This window comes from Ensifer sp. GW101-20A05, assembly GCF_059424735.1.
The window spans coordinates 638990-659384 of the sequence record NZ_JBWKZT010000001.1 but is presented as its reverse complement, the minus strand read 5'-3'; the positions used below and the strand labels follow the sequence as shown (position 1 = coordinate 659384).

17 protein-coding genes, 1 pseudogene and 1 riboswitch are annotated in these 20395 nt (G+C 63.1%); of the genes and pseudogenes, 11 read left to right on the top strand and 7 right to left on the bottom strand.

Translation table 11 applies throughout. From position 1 onward, the window contains the following. Nucleotides 1-33 precede the first annotated feature (33 nt). A riboswitch (cobalamin riboswitch) is annotated at nt 34-296 on the bottom strand. Further along, the gene (locus tag AC070A_RS03325; RefSeq protein ID WP_113737597.1) at nt 295-987 is read right to left on the bottom strand and encodes a TetR/AcrR family transcriptional regulator; all 693 of its coding nucleotides are present in this window, start codon (nt 985-987) and stop codon (nt 295-297) included. It overlaps the preceding riboswitch by 2 nt. A 103-nt stretch (nt 988-1090) precedes the next feature. On the opposite strand from AC070A_RS03325, the gene AC070A_RS03320 reads away from it, so the two are divergent. Continuing rightward, nucleotides 1091-1921: an NAD(P)H-binding protein gene (locus tag AC070A_RS03320; protein WP_113737598.1), complete on the top strand. Its 831-nt coding sequence runs from the start codon at nt 1091-1093 to the stop codon at nt 1919-1921. Further along, on the top strand, nt 1918-2397 hold the full coding sequence (locus tag AC070A_RS03315) for an anthrone oxygenase family protein (RefSeq protein ID WP_057253225.1): 480 nt from the start codon (nt 1918-1920) through the stop codon (nt 2395-2397). The genes AC070A_RS03320 and AC070A_RS03315 overlap by 4 nt, the downstream gene beginning before the upstream one ends. A gap of 68 nt (nt 2398-2465) precedes the next feature. Here the strand turns inward: AC070A_RS03315 and AC070A_RS03310 are convergent. From AC070A_RS03310 to AC070A_RS03295, 4 genes and pseudogenes are all read right to left on the bottom strand, one after another. Continuing rightward, a pseudogene (locus AC070A_RS03310) lies at nt 2466-2762 on the bottom strand (SRPBCC domain-containing protein); the annotation flags it as partial. A gap of 24 nt (nt 2763-2786) precedes the next feature. Then, nucleotides 2787-3032 (bottom strand): SRPBCC family protein, encoded by a 246-nt coding sequence (locus AC070A_RS03305; RefSeq protein WP_255571046.1) that lies wholly within the window; start codon nt 3030-3032, stop codon nt 2787-2789. Next, the gene (locus AC070A_RS03300) at nt 3029-3391 is read right to left on the bottom strand and encodes an ArsR/SmtB family transcription factor (RefSeq protein WP_057254352.1); all 363 of its coding nucleotides are present in this window, start codon (nt 3389-3391) and stop codon (nt 3029-3031) included. Before AC070A_RS03300 ends, AC070A_RS03305 begins: the two co-directional genes overlap by 4 nt. Nucleotides 3392-3441: 50 nt before the next feature. Further along, a complete protein-coding gene (locus AC070A_RS03295; protein WP_057253234.1) occupies nt 3442-4257 on the bottom strand; it encodes a crotonase/enoyl-CoA hydratase family protein in 816 nt (271 codons plus the stop codon). An 83-nt stretch (nt 4258-4340) separates the two neighbouring features. Here AC070A_RS03295 and AC070A_RS03290 point away from each other — a divergent pair, with 83 nt between their 5' ends. Both AC070A_RS03290 and AC070A_RS03285 read left to right on the top strand, forming a co-directional pair. Beyond that, on the top strand, nt 4341-4955 hold the full coding sequence (locus tag AC070A_RS03290; protein WP_112996853.1) for a TetR/AcrR family transcriptional regulator: 615 nt from the start codon (nt 4341-4343) through the stop codon (nt 4953-4955). 123 nt (nt 4956-5078) lie between these two features. Next, a complete protein-coding gene (locus AC070A_RS03285) occupies nt 5079-5429 on the top strand; it encodes a VOC family protein (RefSeq protein ID WP_057253238.1) in 351 nt (116 codons plus the stop codon). Nucleotides 5430-5567: 138 nt separating this feature from the next. On the opposite strand, the gene AC070A_RS03280 is transcribed toward AC070A_RS03285, so the two are convergent. Further along, nucleotides 5568-6851, bottom strand: coding sequence for a cystathionine gamma-synthase family protein (locus AC070A_RS03280; protein WP_057253241.1), 1284 nt, complete (start codon nt 6849-6851; stop codon nt 5568-5570). Nucleotides 6852-6977: 126 nt separating this feature from the next. Here AC070A_RS03280 and AC070A_RS03275 point away from each other — a divergent pair, with 126 nt between their 5' ends. The 3 genes from AC070A_RS03275 to AC070A_RS03265 all read left to right on the top strand — a co-directional run bounded on the left by AC070A_RS03275 (nt 6978) and on the right by AC070A_RS03265 (nt 10784). After that, complete coding sequence (locus AC070A_RS03275) at nt 6978-7436, top strand: Lrp/AsnC family transcriptional regulator (protein ID WP_057253242.1); 459 nt, start codon at nt 6978-6980, stop codon at nt 7434-7436. A gap of 226 nt (nt 7437-7662) precedes the next feature. After that, the gene (locus AC070A_RS03270; RefSeq protein WP_057253244.1) at nt 7663-8952 is read left to right on the top strand and encodes a mechanosensitive ion channel family protein; all 1290 of its coding nucleotides are present in this window, start codon (nt 7663-7665) and stop codon (nt 8950-8952) included. Nucleotides 8953-9098: 146 nt separating this feature from the next. Beyond that, entirely contained in the window at nt 9099-10784 is a 1686-nt protein-coding gene (locus tag AC070A_RS03265; RefSeq protein ID WP_113737599.1) for an alpha/beta hydrolase, read from the top strand. Between the two features lie 59 nt (nt 10785-10843). On the opposite strand, the gene AC070A_RS03260 is transcribed toward AC070A_RS03265, so the two are convergent. Next, nucleotides 10844-11713, bottom strand: a complete 870-nt coding sequence (locus AC070A_RS03260; protein WP_057253248.1) for a LysR family transcriptional regulator — start codon at nt 11711-11713, stop codon at nt 10844-10846. A 124-nt stretch (nt 11714-11837) separates the two neighbouring features. On the opposite strand from AC070A_RS03260, the gene AC070A_RS03255 reads away from it, so the two are divergent. The 4 genes from AC070A_RS03255 (at nt 11838) to AC070A_RS03240 (ending at nt 20377) form a co-directional block, all read left to right on the top strand. Beyond that, nucleotides 11838-14285 (top strand): GcvT family protein, encoded by a 2448-nt coding sequence (locus AC070A_RS03255; protein ID WP_113737600.1) that lies wholly within the window; start codon nt 11838-11840, stop codon nt 14283-14285. Beyond that, complete coding sequence (locus tag AC070A_RS03250) at nt 14282-16729, top strand: GcvT family protein (protein ID WP_112996852.1); 2448 nt, start codon at nt 14282-14284, stop codon at nt 16727-16729. The genes AC070A_RS03255 and AC070A_RS03250 overlap by 4 nt, the downstream gene beginning before the upstream one ends. 331 nt (nt 16730-17060) lie before the next feature. After that, the gene (locus tag AC070A_RS03245; RefSeq protein ID WP_057253255.1) at nt 17061-18605 is read left to right on the top strand and encodes a trimethylamine methyltransferase family protein; all 1545 of its coding nucleotides are present in this window, start codon (nt 17061-17063) and stop codon (nt 18603-18605) included. Between the two features lie 539 nt (nt 18606-19144). Then, nucleotides 19145-20377 carry an aromatic ring-hydroxylating oxygenase subunit alpha gene (locus tag AC070A_RS03240; protein WP_057253257.1) on the top strand — a complete coding sequence of 411 codons (1233 nt, stop codon included), beginning with the start codon at nt 19145-19147 and terminating at the stop codon, nt 20375-20377. Nucleotides 20378-20395 lie beyond the last annotated feature (18 nt).

Below are 20395 nucleotides of genomic sequence, written 5' to 3'. Positions count from 1 at the left end.
CGTGATGGCATCGGGAAATTCCCGGTGTGGGCCCTATGCCCGTATCGAGTGGCAGGTTTCCTGGCTCACGGCGCTGGGCGGGAAGCCCTGGATCAGCCTCGCCTTCCCAGATCGACCACCCTCTCGTGGTCTCTTCCAGTGGCTTCTTCCGGATCGCTCCGGAATGGCAGATCGACGTCGCTCTACAGTCGCGGGGTCGGCCGTGATGTGAATGCCCAGCATGGGTCCATCCGTCACGTTCCCGTTTACTCCCGAAACACGTTCGTGTCCCGGGAACCAATCGATCTCTGATGATTAGGATCGCACCCCTAATATGTCAATTGGACTTGCGCCGCCGCCCGGTCCATCCGCGACAAAATCGCGGATGATCATGCGTTTATAGGCCTCGACGATGCGGTCGCCCTCGGCGCGATCGACCGACACCGCAAGCCGCATGGTGCAATCGCCGAGATGCATGATCAGGAAAGCGGCACTGTCGATGGTTTCGCGCGGGGTTTCGGGCACAAGCCGGGCCCAGACATCGGCAAGCAGTTTTCCGCCGGCGCGGCTTTGCAGAAGATCGATCTCGCGCAGCGCCTTGTCGGCCTGCATTGCCGACCAGATGTCGCGCATGACGGGCTCGGCCAGAAACATGTCGTAGTAGATGTCGAACAGCACCGAGAAAGCGTCGCGCAGTTCTGCGAGCGATGTGACCTTGGCAAGCTCGGCCGCGATGCACTCGTTGCACACGGCATTGTAGCGCTCGGCCAGCGTGCGCACGATCGCCGCCTTGTCGGGGAAGTACTGGTAGAGCGATCCGATCGAAATTCCAGCCTTTTCAGCAACTTCGCTCATGCGCATGGCGTCGCTGCCCTTTTCCTGAATGAGCGCCGTCGCGCAGGCTAGGATCTGTTCGACGCGCTCGCGGCTGCGTTTCTGGCTGGGTGTCCGGCGCAGGGCGGTTTCGTCTTCGGCGGGAACCGCGGATGGGCTTGTTTCTGTAATCATGAGTGATGCTCACATTTTGGCTTGACTCTTAAAATACGAGGATTTATCACATTTGCAAATGTGAGAGATGCTCATGTTTGTTGATGAACCTTAGGAGGAAACGATGTCTCAGAAAGTCACACTGGTTTTGGGCGGTACCGGCAAGACGGGGCGGCGGGTGGCTGAGCGCCTTCAAGAGCGGGGTGTTGCGGTGCGCATCGGCGCACGCTCGGCATCACCGTCCTTTGACTGGACGGACGAGGCGACCTGGGCGAATGTGCTCGAAAATGTCGATCGCATCTATGTCTGCTACCAGCCCGATCTGGCGGTGCCCGGCTCTGTTGAGACCATCCGCAAGTTCGCAAGCCTTGCCGTGGGCGCCGGCATCAGGCGGCTGGTGCTCTTGTCGGGGCGCGGCGAGGACGAGGCGGAAGCGGCCGAGCGCGAATTGCAGGCCTCCGGCGCTGACTGGACGATCGTTCGGGGGAGCTGGTTCTTCGAAAACTTCAACGAAGGCTTCCTGGCCGAGGGGGTCTCAAGCGGTTCGGTCTTCCTGCCCGTGGATACAGTCACCGAGCCTTTCGTCAGCTGCGACGACATCGCTGACGTCGCGGTTGAAGCGCTTCTCGACGATGATCATGTCGGCAAGGTCTATTCTCTGACCGGCCCGCGGCTGATGACCTTTGCTGAAGCCGTGGCCGAGATCGCTGCCGCGGCCAAACGCCCGATCTCCTATCAGGCCGTGCCGGTTGGCGACTTCGCCGCGCAATTGCAGGCTGACGGTGTGCCTGATGACTATGTCGAACTCATCCGCTATCTCTTCACCTCGGTGCTCGACGGGCGCAATTCGAGTGTGACGTCTGACGTCGAGCGCGTGCTTGGGCGGCGGCCGCGCGACTTTGCAACCTACGCCCGCGAGACCGCAGCAACTGGTGTCTGGAGTATTGCCGCATGATCCCGCTGATCCCCGCTCTGGCGTTTGCCGCCGCGATCGGTTCCGGCCTGATGGCCGGGTTGTTCTTCATCTTTTCGGTCTGCATCATGCAAGCCTTGTCGCGGCTGCCGCCGGAGCAGGGGATCGCCGCGATGAACGCCATCAACGTCGTCATCCAGAACCCGATCTTCCTCAGCGCCTTCATGGGCACGGCGCTGCTTGGCCTGGCGCTGATTGTCGTCGCGTTCATTTCGGGCGGCGAGGGCCGATGGCTGCTGGCCGCGGGCGGCCTGGTCTATGTCGTCGGCGTGCTTCTGGTGACGATCGTCTTCAACGTGCCGATGAACGACGCGCTTGCGGCCGCTGCACCCGGGCAGGCCGCGACCGATCTGTGGCTTGGGCGCTATCTCACCGATTGGGTCTGGTGGAACCACGTGCGCACCTTCGCCTCGATCGGTTCGCTGGCGCTCTTCATCCTCGGTTTCGCCCGCACGTGACAAAAAGCACCGGCAAGGCGGTCAATCCTTGCCGGTGCACCCTTCTGAGGTCTCGTCACCTCGGGCGGTCAGCGCTTGGGGATGCGCGCGTCGTACTGCTGTTCAAGCTCAGCAAACTTGCTCCAGAAGGCTGCAGGCTGCTCTCCTTCCAAAAGGTCGCGCAACAGGTCGAGATGCACGTGCCAGCCGGCGGAGAAGCTCGTCATGATGCCGCGGTTGGCGATCCGGGTATGGGTGACGATCAGCAGCACCTTGTCGCCGCGCGGGCTGAGTTCGAAGCGGACCTCGGAGGGCGTATCCGTGCCTTCGTCCCAGCTATAGGCGAGCAGGCGCGGTGGCTCCCAGGCGAGCACATGCCCGTGCTTGCGAACCTCGCCGGCGTGATCGGCCTATTTTTTCGGCGGTCGATCATCCTCTGTCGTCAGTCCCGAATGGCGGAAGACGTGTTCGACCGCTGCACCCTCGGAAGAGCCGATCGTTCCCGATGCCATCCAGAGCCGGCGCTTGTTTTCCTCTGTCAGATAGGACCAGACCCGCTCGATCGGGCCGGGAAGCAGGCGTTCGATGCGCACCGCATCGGGGGCGATGACGCGGCCGTAGTCGGCGCTGGCAAAGGCTGTGGCAGGCGATGTCATGGCTTTTCCTCCGTATCGTTTTGAACAGTTGCGTCGTCGGCGAGCAGCAGCGCCTCAAGTGCGTCAATGCGCGTTCGCCAGAAGGCTTCGTAGTGGCGCATCCACTCCATACCTGCATGCATCGGCGCTGCATCGAGGCGGCATACATGCGTGCGACCTTTCACTTCGCGGCGCACGAGACCTGCTCCTTCCAGCACCTTGATGTGCTTCGATGCCGCGGCCAGCGAGATCGAGAAGGGGGCCGCAAGCTCGCCGACCAGTCTCTCGCCTTGCGAAAGGTTCTGGAGCATGGCGCGGCGCGTCGGATCCGAAAGCGCGTGGAACACGGCATCGAGATGTTCGTTCTGATATTCAACCATGTTATTGAATATCACTTCGATTGCGAAGATTGTCAACCGTTTGGTTGAATTTAGTAGTGGCGCGAGAAGGAACCGTCGCGCGGCGGGTCGTCGTGGACGTGCCGTCGCTTCCAGGCGGCGAGCGCATCGGAGAGATCGTCGGTCGGCACCATCTGGGCGAACTGTTCGCTTTCCACCAGCAGCCCCTCTGCGATCGACATGTTGAGGCCGCGGGTGACGGCGGTGATGATCGAGCGGACGGCAAGCGGGGAATAGCCCATGATGCGGCTGGCCAGGTCGCGGGCGGCGGGCATCAGCTCCTCATGGGCGACGACGTGATTGACGAGCCCGATATCCCTAGCGCGTTCCGGCGAAAAATCCTCACCCGTCAACAGCAATTCGAGTGCGCGCTTGCGGCCGGCAAGCCGCGGCAGGCGCTGGGTGCCGCCGAAGGTCGGCGGCATGCCGAGCTTGATCTCCGGCTTGGCGAAGCGCGCCCGGTCACTGGCGATCGCCAGATGCACAGCCTCGGTGATCTCGCAGCCGCCGCCCAAGGCGATGCCGTTGACCGCGGCGATGACCGGCTTCGGAAAGGCTTCGAGCCGCGCCGTCAGAAGCTGGCCGCGGCGGACGAAATCGCGCACAGCCGGGTTTACGCCCGCAGCCACGCTTTCGGAGAACTCGTTGATATCGCCGCCGGCGGAGAAGGCGCGGTCGCCGGCGCCGGTGATGATCACCGCGCCGACAGCGTCGTTCACTTCGATCGTGTCGAGAAGGACCATGAGCCAGTCGATCAGCTCATAGTTCAGCGCGTTGAGTTTCTCCGGGCGGTTGAGGGTGAAGAGGGCGATCCCCTCGGAAATCTGCATCAGTACGGTCTTGGACATGGTCGCTCTCCGGCTAGGGTTGACGGGGAGAGGCTAGGTGAGTGAAGATGCCATGTATATTCACTAGTCGGTATACTTGAGCGATGGCGAAGGCAGAGAAATCGACCCGGGATGTGATCGTCGAAGCGGCGGAAAAGCTCTTCTATGCGGAGGGTATCCGCGCCGTCAGCGTCGATGCCGTGGCCGAAGCGGCGGGCGTGACCAAACGCACCCTTTACTACCACTTCGAAAGCAAGGACGAGCTGATCGCCGCCTATCTCGAAGGCCGCGACCAGCCCAATCTCAAGCTTTTCCGGAAGTGGTTCGACACGGCCGAAGGGGAACTGGCCGCTAAGGTCGAGGCGATCTTCGTCAACCTGGCGCGGGCGGCACGTCACCCGAAGTGGAAGGGCTGCGGTTTCCTGCGCACTTCGGCGGAACTGGCCAACATGCCGGGCCATCCGGCAATCCGCATCGGTGCAGCCCACAAGAAGAAGTTTGAGGCGTGGATGGCCGAGACCTTTATCGAAGCCGGCATTGCCGAGCCGATCATGCTGGCGAAGCAGATCCTGCTTCTGCTCGACGGCAGCTTCGCCGTGGTGCTGCTGCACCGGGATGCCAGCTATATGGAAACGGCAGGCAAGGCGGCGGCGACACTGGTGCGCGTGGCGCTTGCCGGTGCGGGCCTGCGACCTCAGGCGGCGGTTGCTACACCCTGAGGCTGTCCGACGATTCCCTCTTCAATCAGGCACGTTTGGAAGGCAGTATGGCCGCATCGCCGTGAAAACCGACACCTGTGAGCGCAGAGCGCGCTCCGTTGCTCGCCGGATAAGGAAGAACCCATGACTGTCTTGCGTATCGTCTCCAATCTCCACGCCCCGGACCCACAGATGGCACAAGCCTTTTACGGCGACTTGTTGGAGCTCGACGTGGTGATGGATCATGGATGGATCCGGACCTTTGCGGCCAAGGGTGCTGCGGCGATGCCGCAACTGAGCGTCGCCAGCGAAGGCGGCAACAATACACCCGTGCCGGTGCTTTCGATCGAAGTGGACGACGTCGATCGAATTTACGCGCGCGCCAAGGCGGCAGGCGTGGAGATTGTCTACGACATCACCAACGAGCCCTGGGGCGTGCGCCGTTTCTTCATGCGCGACCCCTTCGGCAACATCATCAACATTCTCTCGCACTAGAGCAATTCCAGGAAAAGTGTGAAACGGTTTTCCGTCCGGAATTGCGTTATTTCAAAGACTTAGATCTTTTCACTGTTTCGGCGAAACAATGAAATGATCTAGGAGGCCGCCGGCTCGACCGGCGGCCGCGATATCGTGTCAGGCGACCGACAGGGCGTTTGAAAGATCGGCGACGAGATCATCCGGATGCTCGATACCGATCGACAGGCGGATGGTCGATTCCAGCACGCCGATGCGGTGGCGCACCTCGATCGGCACGCCGGAATGGGTCATGGCCGCCGGGTGGCTGGCGAGCGATTCCGTGCCGCCGAGGCTGACGGCGAGCTTGAAGATCTGCAGCGCATTGAGGAAGCGGAATGCCGCGTCCTGGCCACCCGTGATGTCGAAGGAGAAGGTTGATCCGGCGCCGGTGCACTGCGCCCTGAAGGTGCGGCCAACCGGCGAATCCTCGTCATGGAAGGGCAGGTAGTGGATGCGCTCGACCTTCGGGTGCTCGCGCAGGAACTCGGCGACGACGCGGGCATTGTCGTCGGCCTTCTGCATGCGCACCGACAGCGTTTCCAGCGAACGGCCGAGCATCCAGCAGGAATGCGGATCGAGTTGGGTGCCGATCGCGCCGCGCAGCGCCTTTACCTGCTTCATGACAGCCTTCGAACCGAGAGCCGCACCGGCGATGAGGTCGGAATGGCCGCCGACATATTTGGTCAGTGAATAGAGCGAGATGTCGGCGCCGTGTTCGATCGGCCGCTGGAAGACCGGGCCGAGCAGCGTGTTGTCGCAGGCGACCACAGGGGTATGACCCTGCTTCTTGCCGATCTGATCGGCGACGCGGCGGATCATGGCAACATCGACGAGGCTGTTCGTCGGGTTTGCTGGTGTTTCTACGAGAATCACCGAGACGCGGCCCTTCGCCATCGCCTCTTCGGCGGCGGCGCTGACGGCTGCTTCATTGACTCCATCGGCAAAGCCGACGGCCGCAACACCAAGATTGAGGAAGGTTCTGGCAAGCAGCGTCTCGGTGCCGCCATAGAGCGGCTGGCTGTGCAGCACCGCGTCTCCGGGCTTGACGAAAGCGAGCAGGGTGGTGGCGATCGCCGACATGCCCGACGAGAACAGCGCGCAGCTCTCGGTGCGCTCGTAGACGGCGAGGCGGTCCTCGACGATCTCGCTGTTCGGATGGTTGAAGCGCGAATAGACGAGACCGGCGCCGACACCCGCTGGCGGTTCCTTCCGACCGGAAACGAAATCGAAGAAATCGCGGCCTTCTTCGGCTGAGCGGAAGACGAAGGTCGAGGTCAGGAACACCGGCGGCTTGACGGCGCCCTCGGACAGTTCCGGATCGTAGCCATAGTTCAGCATCTGCGTTTCGGGATGCAGCTTGTGGTTTCCGATGTGGGTCTTGGAGGGATGCGGTGCGGTCATGACTTGTCTCCTGAAGGGAAGCGGACTCGACTAACTGGCAAATTATATCAGATGCTTGGACCGATCCTTGCTATTTCCGGCCCGATGTCTTTGAGTTGCGCAAAGAATTGGCTGAGTTGGAAAGATATGGCGCAGAAAATTGCCGACGAGACGGATCGCAGGATTTTGAAGGAGCTGGTGGCGGACGCGCGCCTCACCAACAACGAACTTGCCGAGCGCGTGGGGCTCTCGGCTTCGCCCTGTCTCCGCCGCCTGCGGCGGCTGGAGGAGACCGGTGTGATCCGCGGCTATACGGCGCTGATCGATCCGTCGATCGACGGCTGGACGATGACCGCAATCGCCACCGTCAGGCTCAGCCGCCAGCACGAGGACGAGATCGTGATGTTCGAGGAGGCGGTGCGCGGCTGGGACGAGGTGCTCGAATGCCATCTGGTGACCGGCTCGCGCGACTATGTGCTGAAGGTGATGAGCGCCGGGCTCGAGCACTACGAGCGCTTCATCAAGGAAAAGATTGCGCGGCTAAAATGCGTCGCCTCGATCGAAACGAGCTTCGTCATGAACACGATCAAGGAGCGGCGGATCTAGCGTCCACCCGGCAATAATCCTTTGAAGACGCTCGATTTTCTCCGGTCCTGCCACGATTTTGTAGGTGCGGCGGATCTTGCGAGGCATCCGAATTCAAGGGGGATCGACGCACCGGCTTCGGGTGGCGGCATTGAAAGTGTCAAGGATGCCCTAGATTCAAAGGATTAGGGCGTCCCCCCCCAAAAAAAACGCTCGGTCGGACGCCTGGTTCTCTCGGAGAGAGACGATGGATTTCGCAGAAGCGTTCGACGCCGTCGCTTCCTCGTCGCGGACGGTCCTTTTGAACGAGTGGACGTATTATCAGATCGCCATCATCGTTGCCGGCTACCTGATCTGCGGCGCGCTGGCAAAGCGGATAGAGCCGCTGGTCGAAGCCCGCGCCCGCCTGATCAAGGGCAATCCGGACCTGCTGCGCGTCATCATCGCCTTCATGCGGCGGCTGCGCTGGCTTTTCCTGATCGTGTGGCTCTGGATCGCCGATGGGATGATATTGCGTTTCGGTTGGCCGTCGTATCGCTGGCTGGTGGCGACTGCGCTGACCCTGACGGCCGCCTGGTTCGTGATTTCCGTGCTCACCCGCATCATCCGCAACCAGACGCTGGCGCGCGTCACCGCCGTCGTGGGCTGGATCTATTTTGCGCTTTATGCGGTCGGGCTGGACCGGGTGATCCTGACGACCCTTGATGGCGTTGCCGTCAACCTCGGTGCCGTTCGTCTGTCGCTGCTGCTCGTCCTGAAGGCTGTCGTGCTTTCGTCCGCGCTGATCTGGCTTGCCGTGCTGTTGGGCAACGTCTCGGCGCACTGGATCCAGCGGTCGGCAGAACTCACGCCGTCCTTCAAGGTGCTGATAAGCAAATTGGTCAAGATCGTGCTGATCGGCTTTGCCGGTGCGATCGCGCTGTCCGCGACCGGTATCGACCTGACCGCGCTGACGGTCTTTTCCGGGGCGGTCGGCGTCGGCATCGGCTTTGGTTTGCAGAAGGTGGTCTCCAACTTCATTTCCGGCATCATCATCCTGCTCGACAAATCCATCAAACCGGGCGACACGATCACGCTTGGGGATACCTTCGGTTCCGTGCGCGACCTGCGTTCCCGCTTCGTCTCCGTCATCACCAGGGACGGCAAGGAATACCTCATTCCGAACGAGGACTTCATTTCGCAGCAGGTCGTGAACTGGTCGTTCTCCAGCGACTTCGTCCGCATCGAGGTCAGTTTCGGCACTTCCTATGACAGCGATCCGCACGAGGTGGCGCGCATTGCCATCGCGGCTGCCAAATCGATCCCACGGGTTGCGAGCGGCCACGCGGAGCCGGTCTGCTGGATGACCGGCTTCGGCGCATCGTCACTCGATTTCAAGCTCAGGTTCTGGATCTCCGATCCGAGCAACGGGCTGACCAACATTCGCGGCCAGGTGATGATGGCGCTGTGGGACGCCTTCAAGGTGGCCGGTATTTCGATCCCGTTCCCGCACCGCGAAATCATCATGAAGACACCGATCGAGGTGACCCGGGCGTGAGGGGTGCGACCGTCAGAGTCCAGCTTGCGTCCGTGCGTCTTCCGGTTGCGGCAATTGACTGGACACGTCGGGGAAGCGACATTGCCGGCGGCGGAACGGCCTATGGTCTTCCGGTGACAGTGTCAGCATGAGTGGGGCCCGACGCCATGGAACATCTTCAACAGACGCCGCTGTCGAGGTTGCCGGTGCCACGGTTTCTCTTGACGCTGCTCGCATCGTTTTCGACCACCGGGCTGATCGTCGGCGTCTTCTTCTTTGCCATGTCGCTGACGCCGAGCCTCATCCCGCGTCCCTATGTGGTGCAGGCGGTCATCTCCGGCCTGTCGCTTGGCGCCGGCTACGCGATCGGCGTGCTGCTGCGTTGGGTCTGGTCCTTGCTTGACCTGCCGGAGATACGCGGACGCACCGGCTTCATCGTGAAGATGGCCGCCGCCCTCGGCTGCATCGCCGTTGCGCTCACCTTCCTCTGGCGCACCGCCTACTGGCAGAACACGGTGCGTGAGATCATGGGGCTCGCTCCGGTCGAGAGCGCCGAACCCTTCAAGCTCGGGCTGATCGCGGCGCTTGTCTTCGTCGCCATCGTGCTTTTGGCGCGGCTGTTCCGGCTGACCTTCCGGTTTCTCACCCGTCGTTTCGAGCATGTGCTGACGCGGCCGCTGGCGAAGGTCGCCGGCGTGATTGCGGCGCTGGCCCTCTTTTGGTCGGCCGCCGATGGCGTCATCTTCCGCTTCGCGCTGCATGCGGCCGACAGCTCGTTCCAGCGGCTCGACGCGTTGATCGACCCCGACTTAGCCCCACCCACCGATCCCTTGAAGACGGGCAGCAGGGCGTCGCTGATGACCTGGGACGAGCTCGGCCGCCAGGGACGCCAGTTCATCGCCTCCGGACCGGCGGCAAAGGACATCGGCGCCTTCTTCGGCGGCGAGGCGAAGGAGCCCTTGCGCGTCTATGCCGGCCTCAATTCGGCTGAAACCGCCAAGGAACGTGCGAAGCTGGCGCTGGAGGAACTGAAACGCGTCGGCGGTTTCGAACGCGCCAATCTTCTGATCGTGGTGCCGACCGGCACCGGCTGGATCGACCCGCCCGGTCTCGATTCGCTCGAATATCTCCTGAAGGGCGATGTCGCCAGCGTCGCGGTGCAGTACTCCTACCTCACGAGCTGGCTGTCGCTGCTGGTCGAGCCGGAATACGGCGCCGAGACTGCGGATGCGCTGTTCGATGCGGTCTATGGCTACTGGACGACGCTGCCGAAGGACAAGCGGCCGAGGCTCTATCTCTATGGCCTAAGCCTCGGTTCGATGAACTCGCAAGGCTCGGTCGATCCCTTCGACATCATCAGCGATCCGTTCGAGGGCGCGCTCTGGGTCGGCTCGCCGTTCCCGACCAAGACCTGGCTGCAGATAACGAGAAATCGCAATCCCGGCTCACCCGAATGGCGGCCGCTCTATCGCGACGGTTCGGTGATCCGCTTCACCAACCAGGAAAACGCGCTTGAAATTCCGGGGGCTCGCTGGGGCAATGTCCGCATCGTCTACCTGCAATATGCTAGCGACCCGATCACCTTCTTCGATCCCCATTCCTTCTACCGCGAGCCGGACTGGATGAAGGCGCCGCGCGGTGCGGACGTCTCGCCGGCGCTCCGGTGGTTCCCGGTCGTCACCATGTTCCAGCTGCTCGCCGACATGGCGCTCGCGACGACTTCGCCGATCGGCTACGGCCATGTCTACGCACCCGAGCACTATATCGACGCCTGGATGCAGGTGGTGGCGCCGCCAGGCGTGACCGAGGCGGATGCCGAGCGGCTGAAGGGGCAACTCAAGGGCCGTTACTAGGTCTTTGAAACGACGCACCTCCGGCCGGAAAACCGCTTCACACTTTTCCTGGAATTGCTTTAAGGCCCGCTCGGAACAGGCAACGTCGAGAGCAGCGCGCCCATGGCGCCGATGATCTTGCGGTGCTGGTGCGCGTGGCGTGTTCGAAGGCTCGTTGCGGCATAGACGGTCTGGGCGATGGCCGGCGCATCCTGCACCCGATCGGCAAATCCGTCCGCGGCGAGCCGCTCCGCAGTTGCCGCCGTCACATAGGCCGCGCCGCCAAGGGCGGCGAGCAGCCGGGTGATCGCCATGTTCTGGCCGGCCGAAAGCAGGGCTGCGGAAAGGTGCGGCAGGGCCAGCCGGTGGGCACGGTCGAAGGTCGGCGAATAGCTTGCGCGGATATAGTTCTCGGAGCGGACCTCGGCCAGTTCGCGCGCCTCGGTGCTGACCAGCACGTAATGCAGATCGCCGATCCGTTCGTAATAGAGATCGGGCAGGTAGTGGGGCGTGTAGAGGATCGCAAGATCGAGGTCGCCGGCGCCGAGGTCTCGGTTCATCTGGTTGGAATAATCGGCCTCCATATAGACCTCGGTGGCGGGCAAGTCCTGCCGAATTGCCGCCATCCATTCGCCGGCGAAGGCCTCGGCCAGGTCGTGCTGGATGCCGAGGCGCATGGAGCGCTCCAGCGCACCGGCGCTGGTGACCGCGCGTGTTGCCTCATGCCACTGGTTTTGCAGCGCTTTTGCATAGTCGAGGAAGCGCAGGCCGGCGGCGGTCGGCACCGTTCCGCCCTTGTTGCGGGTAAAGAGCTTGCGGTTGAACTGGGCTTCGAGCGCCTTGACCCTATGAGAGACGGTCGACTGGGTGATGTTCAGCCGCTCGGCGGTGCGGTTGAAGGAGCGGCTTTCCATCAGGTCGAGAAAGGTTTCGATCAGTTCCACCTGCATGCCATGCGCTCCCTTTGCAATCGCTTCAATCTAATCGAATTTGTCGATCAATAAAGCCTGTTTCCGTCGCTTGATGGCGCACTGCTTCCCCGGCAAGAATTCCGCCAAAACGAGGGAACAGTTGATGTCGAATTTGCCGTCGCACGCACGGGTCGTGATCATCGGTGGGGGAGCGATCGGCGCTTCCTCGCTCTACCATCTTGCCAAGGCCGGCTGGACCGATTGCGTGCTTCTGGAAAAGAACGAGCTGACGGCGGGCTCGACCTGGCATGCGGCCGGCAACGTGCCGACGTTTTCGTCCTCCTGGTCGATCATGAACATGCAGCGCTACTCGGCATCGCTCTATCGCGACCTCGGCGCACTCGTCGATTATCCGATGAACTATCACGTCACTGGCTCAATCCGGCTCGGCCACTCCAAGGAGCGCCTCCAGGAGTTCAAGCGCGTCGTCGGCATGGGTCGCTACCAGGGCATGGATCTCGATATCCTGTCGCCCGACGAGATGCGCGCCCGCTACCTTTTCCTCGAAACGCACGAGCTGACCGGCGCGCTCTACGATCCCTATGACGGTGACATCGACCCGGCGCAGCTGACGCAGGCGCTCGCCAAGGGCGCGCGCGACATGGGCGCAAAAATCATCCGCTTCTGTCCCGTCACGGCGGCGCGCCGAGAGAACGACGAATGGGTGATCACCACACCGCAGGGCGAAATCCGCTGCGAATACGTCGTCAACGCCGCCGGCTACTATGCCCGCGAGGTCGGCAAGATGTTCGGCCGCGACGTGCCGATGATGGTGATGAGCCATCAGTATATCCTGTTCGACGAGATCCCGGAGCTTGCCGCCTGGTCGAAGGAGGCGGGCCACAAGCTGCCGCTTCTTCGCGACGTCGACAGCTCCTACTATCTCCGCCAGGAGAAGAACGGCATGAACCTCGGGCCCTATGAGCGCAACTGCCGCGCCCATTGGATAACGCCTGACGATCCGATGCCAGAGGATTTCTCCTTCCAGCTCTTCCCCGACGATCTCGATCGGCTGGAATGGTACCTGAACGACGCCGTCGAACGCGTACCGATCCTCGGCACGGCCGGGCTGTCGCGGATCATCAACGGCCCGATCCCCTATGCACCCGACGGCAACCCGCTGATCGGCCCAATGCCGGGCGTGCCCAATGCGTTTGAGGCTTGCGTCTTTACCTTCGGCATCTGTCAGGCCGGCGGCGCCGGCAAGGTACTGGCCGAATGGATCACCGAGGGCCAGACGGAGTGGGACATGTGGTCCTGCGACCCACGCCGTTACACCGACTATACCGACCAGGACTATTGTATCGCCAAGGGCATGGAGATCTACGGCCACGAGTACGCGATGCATTTCCCGAAACACTATTGGGCGGCGGGCCGCGGCAAGAAGTTGTCACCGATCCACGACCGGATCCAGGCACTCGGTGCGCAGTTCAAGCCCTATAACGGCTGGGAGCGCGCCATGTGGTACGCCAAACCCGGCGACGACACCTCTGAAGGTGCGACGCAGACCTGGGGTCGCGCGGGGCCGTGGGCGAAGCGCATCGAGGAGGAGTGTCTGGCCGTACGCGATGCCGCCGGCATTCTCGATTTGCCGGGCTTCTCGCGCTTCCGGGTGAAGGGCGAGGGGGCGACCGCGTGGCTTTCGGGCCTCATCACCGGGCGCGTGCCGAAGCCGGGTCGTATCGGCCTTGCCTATTTCGCGGACGACAAGGGCCGGATCGTCACCGAAATGTCGGTCATGATGATTGACGAGGACTTCTTCTTCCTGATCACCGCCGCAACGGCGCAGTGGCACGATTTCGAGTGGCTGACGAAGCACCGGCCGGCCAATGCCGCCTTCACCATCGACGATGTCACCAAGTCCTTCTCCTGCCAGATCCTGACCGGGCCGAAGTCGCGCGCGATCCTCGCCGAGGTCAGCGATGCTGATCTCGCCAAGGGCTGGCTGACGCACCAGACCGCTCAGATCGCCGGCCGCTATTGCCAGCTGGTGCGTGTCTCCTTCGCCGGCGAGCTCGGCTGGGAAATCCACACCAAGGTGGAGGATACGGCCGTCATCTTCGACGCCGTCTGGGCGGCCGGTCAGAAGCATGGCCTCAAACCCTTCGGCATGGAGGCGCTCGACAGCCTGCGCATCGAGAAGGGCTATCGCGCCTGGAAGGGCGATCTTTCGACCGACTACACCATCCTGCAGGGCGGGCTCGAGCGCTTCGTCGACTGGGGCAAGCCCGGCTTCAAGGGCAAGGCGGCGTTGGAGCGCGAAAAGCAGCAGGGCGTGAGCAAGCGCTTCGTCACCCTGACGGTCGCCGCCGACGGCTGCGACGCGCCTTACATGTCGACGCTCTGGTCCGATGGTCAGGTGGTCGGCGAGACGACCTCGGGCAATTGGGGCTACCGGGTCGGCAAGTCGATCGCGCTTGGCATGCTGCGCGCTGATCTTGCCGTGCCCGGCAAGGAAATCGAGGTCGAGATCTTCGGCGACCGCTTCAAGGCGACGGTCGAGGCGGACCAGCCGCTCTGGGATCCCTCCAATGAAAGACTGCGCGCATGACCAAGCCCATTCCCTCGAAAGCCCGTGCGGTCATCATCGGCGGCGGCGTTTCCGGCTGTTCCGTCGCCTATCATCTCGCCAAGCTCGGCTGGACCGACGTGGTGCTGCTCGAGCGCAAGCAGCTGACCTCGGGCACGACCTGGCATGCGGCCGGCCTTATCGGCCAGCTGCGCGCGTCGCAAAACATGACGCGGCTGGCGAAATATTCCGCCGATCTTTACGTCAAGCTCGAGGCCGAGACCGGCATTTCCACCGGCATGCGCCAGAACGGCTCGATCACGGTGGCGTTGACGGAGGAACGCAAGGAGGAAATCTATCGCCAGGCGTCATTGGCGCGCGCCTTCAATGTCGACGTGCGCGAGATCACGCCTGATGAAGTGAAGGCGATGTATCCGCACCTCAACACTTCGGACGTGAAGGCGGCGGTGCATCTGCCGCTCGATGGCCAATGCGATCCGGCCAACATCGCCATGGCGCTGGCCAAGGGGGCGCGGCAGAACGGCGCGACGATCATCGAGGGCGTCAAGGTGACGGCCGTGCTGAAGAAGGACGGCCGGGTCACCGGCGTCACTTGCGAGCAGAACGGCGAGACCTACACAATCGAGACGGATCATGTCGTCAACTGCGCCGGCATGTGGGGCCGGGAGTTCGCGCGGCAATCCGGCGTCACCGTGCCGCTGCACGCCTGCGAGCATTTCTACATCGTCACCGAGGCGATCCCGGAGCTCAAGCGCCTGCCAGTGCTGCGCGTGCCGGACGAGTGCACCTATTACAAGGAGGATGCCGGCAAGATGCTGATCGGCGCCTTCGAGCTCAAGGCCAAGCCCTGGGGCATGGACGGCATCCGCGAGGATTTCTGCTTCGACCAGCTGCCTGACGATTTCGACCACTTCGCGCCGATCCTGGAGATGGCGGTCAACCGCATGCCGATGCTGGAAACGGCGGGCATCCACACCTTCTTCAACGGCCCCGAAAGCTTCACGCCCGACGACCGCTACTATCTCGGCGAAGCGCCCGAAGTGAAGGGCTATTGGGTGGCAGCCGGCTACAATTCGATCGGCATCGTCTCCTCCGGCGGCGCCGGCATGGCGCTCGCCCAATGGATGAACGACGGCGAGCCGCCCTTCGATCTCTGGGAAGTGGATATCCGCCGGGCGCAGCCGTTCCAGAAGAACCGCGCCTATCTCAAGGATCGCGTCTCGGAGACGCTCGGCCTGCTCTATGCCGATCACTTCCCCTATCGCCAGATGGCGACGGCGCGCGGCGTGCGGCGTTCGCCGCTGCACGAACACCTGAAAGCGCGCGGCGCCGTGTTCGGCGAAGTCGCGGGATGGGAGCGCGCCAATTGGTTTGCAAATGACGGTCAGGAGCGCGAATACCGCTATTCCTGGAAGCGGCAGAATTGGTTCGAGAACCAGAAGGCCGAGCATCTCGCCGTGCGCAACGGCGTCGGCCTGTTCGACATGACCTCGTTCGGCAAGATCCGGGTGGAGGGGCGCGATGCGCTTTCCTTCCTGCAGCGGCTCTGCGCCAACGAGATGAACGTCGAGCCCGGCCGCATCGTTTACACCCAGATGCTGAACGCCCGCGGCGGCATCGAAAGCGATCTGACGGTGACGCGTCTTTCGGAAACCGCCTTCCTGCTGGTCGTGCCGGGCGCCACGCTGCAGCGCGACCTTGCCTGGCTGCGCAAACATCTCGCCGATGAATTTGTCGTCATCACCGATGTCGGCGCCGGCGAAAGCGTGCTCTGCGTCATGGGGCCGAAGGCGCGCGAGCTGATGCAGAAGGTGAGCCCCAACGATTTTTCGAATGCCGCCCATCCCTTCGGCACGGCACGCGAGATCGAGGTCGGCATGGGCCTCGCCCGTGCGCACCGCGTTACCTATGTCGGCGAGCTCGGCTGGGAGCTCTATGTCTCGACCGACCAGACGGCGCACGTGTTTGAGGCGCTGGAGGAGGCGGGGCAGGATCTGGGGCTCAAGCTCTGCGGCATCCATACGCTCGACAGCTGCCGGATTGAGAAGGCGTTCCGCCATTTCGGCCACGACATCACCGACGAGGACCATGTGCTCGAAGCCGGTCTCGGCTTTGCGGTCAAAGCCGACAAGGGCGAATTCATCGGTCGGGAAGCGGTGCTTGCCAAGCACAATCGCGGTCTTTCACGCCGACTGGTGCAGTTCCGTCTCGCCGATCCGGAGCCGCTGCTCTTCCACAACGAGGCGATCGTTCGCGATGGCAAGATCGTCGGAACGATCACATCAGGCAATTACGGCCACCACCTCGGCGGCGCCATCGGCCTCGGCTACGTGCCCTCGGAAGGCGAGAGCGCAGACGACGTGCTCGGCTCGCGCTTCGAGATCGAGATCGCCGGGACGCGGGTCGCGGCCGAGGCGTCGCTGAAGCCGATGTACGACCCGCGGGCGGAGCGGGTGCGGATGTAGGTGAGGCGTTTGGGCGTCGGGCATCGTGTTCGGTGCTTGAGGACTGCCCCTCATCCGCCTGCCGGCACCTTCTCCCGTTCTGACGGGGAGAAGGGACGCGTGGCGCCGGACTCGTTCCCTCTCTCCGCAGGCGGGGAAAGGGGCAGGGGACGGACGAGGCGGGCGCAGAAGACAGATAATCCTCTTCCTCATGAACGGTGAGGAGGGGAACGAGCGGGATCAGCATGTCCCTTCTCCCTGTCAAAACGGGGAGAAGGTGCCGGCAGGCGGATGAGGGGCTTTAATCTCACCGCGCGAATGAGGGGGCAAGCTGCCCCATTGGGAGATGATGATGGCTGACGATTGTGCAGTTGCGGCTTCGAGACGGTCCGGCGGGCGGGCGGCGCGGGTGGCGCTGCGTTCGGCGCCGCTGGCCGAAAACATCCGGCCGGTGCGGCCCGGCCTTTCCGGCGGGCAATACAAGCCGCTGACCGATGCCGGCGTGAAGCGCATCCATGAGGCGGCGCTCGATGCGCTCGAACAGATCGGGCTCGCCAACGCGCCGAAATCGGGCATCGAGATCATGACCGCCGCAGGCGCCATTCTCGGCGACGATGGGCGCATCCGCTTCCCGCGTGCCCTGGTCGAGGACATGCTGGCGATCGCCGCGCGCGACATCACGCTTCATGCCCGCGATCCGAAGCAGGATCTCGAACTCAGCGGCACCCGCGTCTATTACGGCACGGCCGGTGCTGCGGTGCATATCGTCGACGTCGAGAAACGCGAATATCGCGAGTCCACCGCCAAGGACCTATTGAACGCCGCACAGCTCGTCCATCACCTCGACAACGTGCACTTCTTCCAGCGCGCCATGGTCTGTCGCGATGTAGCCGACAACTTCCTGATGGACGTCAACACGCTCTATGCCTGCTGCGCCGGCACTACCAAGCACGTAGGCACCAGCTTTTCCGATCCTTCGCATGTCGATGGTTGCTTCGATCTCATCCACATGATCGCCGGCGGCGAGGACAAGTGGCGGGCGCGGCCCTTCGTTTCCAACTCGAACTGCTTCGTCGTGCCGCCGATGAAGTTTGCCGAGGAAAGCTGCATCACCATGGAAAAGTGCATCCGCGCCGGGATGCCGATCCTCTTACTTTCGGCCGGCCAGGCGGGTGCGACCGCACCGGCGCCGCTGGCAACCGCGATTGTCCAGGCGGTCGCCGAATGCCTGGCGGGCGTCGTCTATGTCAACGCCATGTCGCCCGGCCATCCCGCAGTCTTCGGCACCTGGCCGTTCGTCTCGGATCTACGCACCGGGGCGATGTCCGGCGGCTCCGGCGAGCAGGCGCTGCTGACGGCCGGCTGCGCGCAGATGCACCAGTTCTACCGCCTGCCCGGTGGGGCCGCTGCCGGCATTGCCGACGCCAAGCTACCGGATATGCAGGCCGGCTGGGAGCAGGCGATCTCCAATGTCATGGCCGGGCTTTCCGGCCTCAACATGGTCTATGAGGCCGTCGGCATGCATGCCTCGCTGCTCGGCTTCTGCCTGGAGTCGCTGGTGCTCGGCGACGATCTGCTCGGCCAGGTGCAGCGCTGCATCCGCGGCATCGACGTGACGGAGGATTCGGTCTCGCTCGAGACCATGCGCTCGGTCTGCCTCGATGGCCCCGGTCACTATCTCGGCCATCCGCAGACGCTTGGGCTGATGCAGACGGAATACATCTATCCGGCGGTCGCCGATCGCACGAGCCCGAAGGAATGGGTCGAGATCGGCCGCCCCGATCTGGTGGCGCGGGCGATCGAGAGGAAAAACCGCATTCTGGCCGAAGCAGCCCCTTCGGTGATCGCGCCGGATATCGATCGGGCGATCAGGGAGAGGTTCCAGATCTTCTGCTGAGTTTAGCTCTCCGCCCCGGTCGCGGGGCGGGGGCAGCGGGGGCCAGGTCTGGCCGATCCGTCATCTACAGATTGCAAGGACTACGTCGAGCTGAGGTGTCGCCGAAGTTCGCGAGCGATGGCGTTTGCATTGGGGACGGAGGCGTAGGTGCTTGAAGCTGCCCCTCGTTCGCGTGGTGGGGGAAGGCGCCCCTCATCCGGCCTGCCGGCCACCTTCTCCCCGTTCTGACGGGGAGAAGGAGACGCCTGGCCAGCCCCAAGCCTCAGGCGGCGAGGCGAGAGGAGGCGGCGCCTTTCGACGTCGCGCTCCAAGAGAGCAGACGAGGGAAGGGAAACGCGCCGCGATGCTGGCGCGGACCTGGGTGGGGCGGATGTCCTGGCGCAAACGGCTACTTTCCCCTCTCCCCGCGCGCGGGGAGAGGGTCAGGGTGAGGGGCGGATCTCGCACCAACGGCAGAGGGCGCGCCATCCGGTGCCCGATGAAATTTACACGCGCGCCGGAACGCGGTCCTTCCGGTCCAATTGTTGGAGTTCAACCCCATGCTCGTTTCGGAGCTCAAGACTACGACTGTCACCGGCGACCGCATCGACCAGTTGATTGCCGCCCATCGTCCCGGCCATGGGTTGGCGCGCGCCTTCTATCTCGACCCGGAGATTTATGAACGCGATCTTGAGCGCCTCTTCCGCCGCCATTGGCACTGCGTGGCGCACGAGAGCGCGATCCCGAACGTCAATGACTTCGAGGTGTTCCGCATGGCCTCCGAGCAGGTGATCGTCACCCGCACGGCCAGTGGCGAGATCCACGCGATGCTCAATGTCTGCCGCCATCGCGGCGCCGAGGTCTGCGCCAAGAAGAAGGGCAATGCCCGCGCCTTCGTCTGCCCTTACCATGCCTGGACCTATGGCAATGACGGCGCGCTGAAGGCGGCGCGGTTGATGCCGAAGGATTTCCGGCGCGAAGACCATGGGCTGAAGAAGCTCCATGTGCGTGTCATCGAAGGGCTGATCTTCATCTCATTCGCCGACCAGCCGCTCGATTTCAGCGATGTCGAGCATCTCCTGCACGCGACCTGCGGGCAATATGGCTGGGGGTCGGCCAAGATCGCCCATCGCCAGACCTATCCGGTCGATGCCAACTGGAAGCTCGCGGTCGAGAACTATGTCGAGTGCTATCACTGCGGTCCGGCGCATCCGGAATATTCCGAAACGCATGCGCTGGAACAGCCGCTGCACATGATCGAGGAACTGAACGCCCGGATGGAGGCGCGCACCTGCGAACTCGGCATCGAGGTCGGCTCCGGCAACCATTGGCAGACATCTGTCACGGGGAAGGAGGCGGTGCACGCCTTCCGCTATCCGCTCTATGACGGCGCCAAGACCGGCAGCAAGGACGGCCAGGCGCTGAGCCGGCTCATGGGGCGTTTCAGCGATTTCGACGGCGGCGTCACCTCGATCCACTTGGGCGGCACCACTTTCCTCGTCTGCTATCCCGATCATGGCATGATCTACCGTTTCATCCCGAAGACGGCGGAGACGTCGGAGATGGAGCTGATCTGGCTGGTCGACGGCAAGGCCGAGGAAGGGTGCGACTACGATCTCGACAGGTTGACCTGGCTGTGGAAGGTGACGACCGAGGAGGACAAGGCGATCATCGAGCACACGTCGCGCGGCGTGCGCTCGCACTATTTCGTGCCGGGTCCGATCGCGCCGATGGAGCATAACGAGCTTCGTTACATCAACTGGTATCTCGACGAGATCAGCCGACCGGTCTGATCCATCTCATCAACCGAG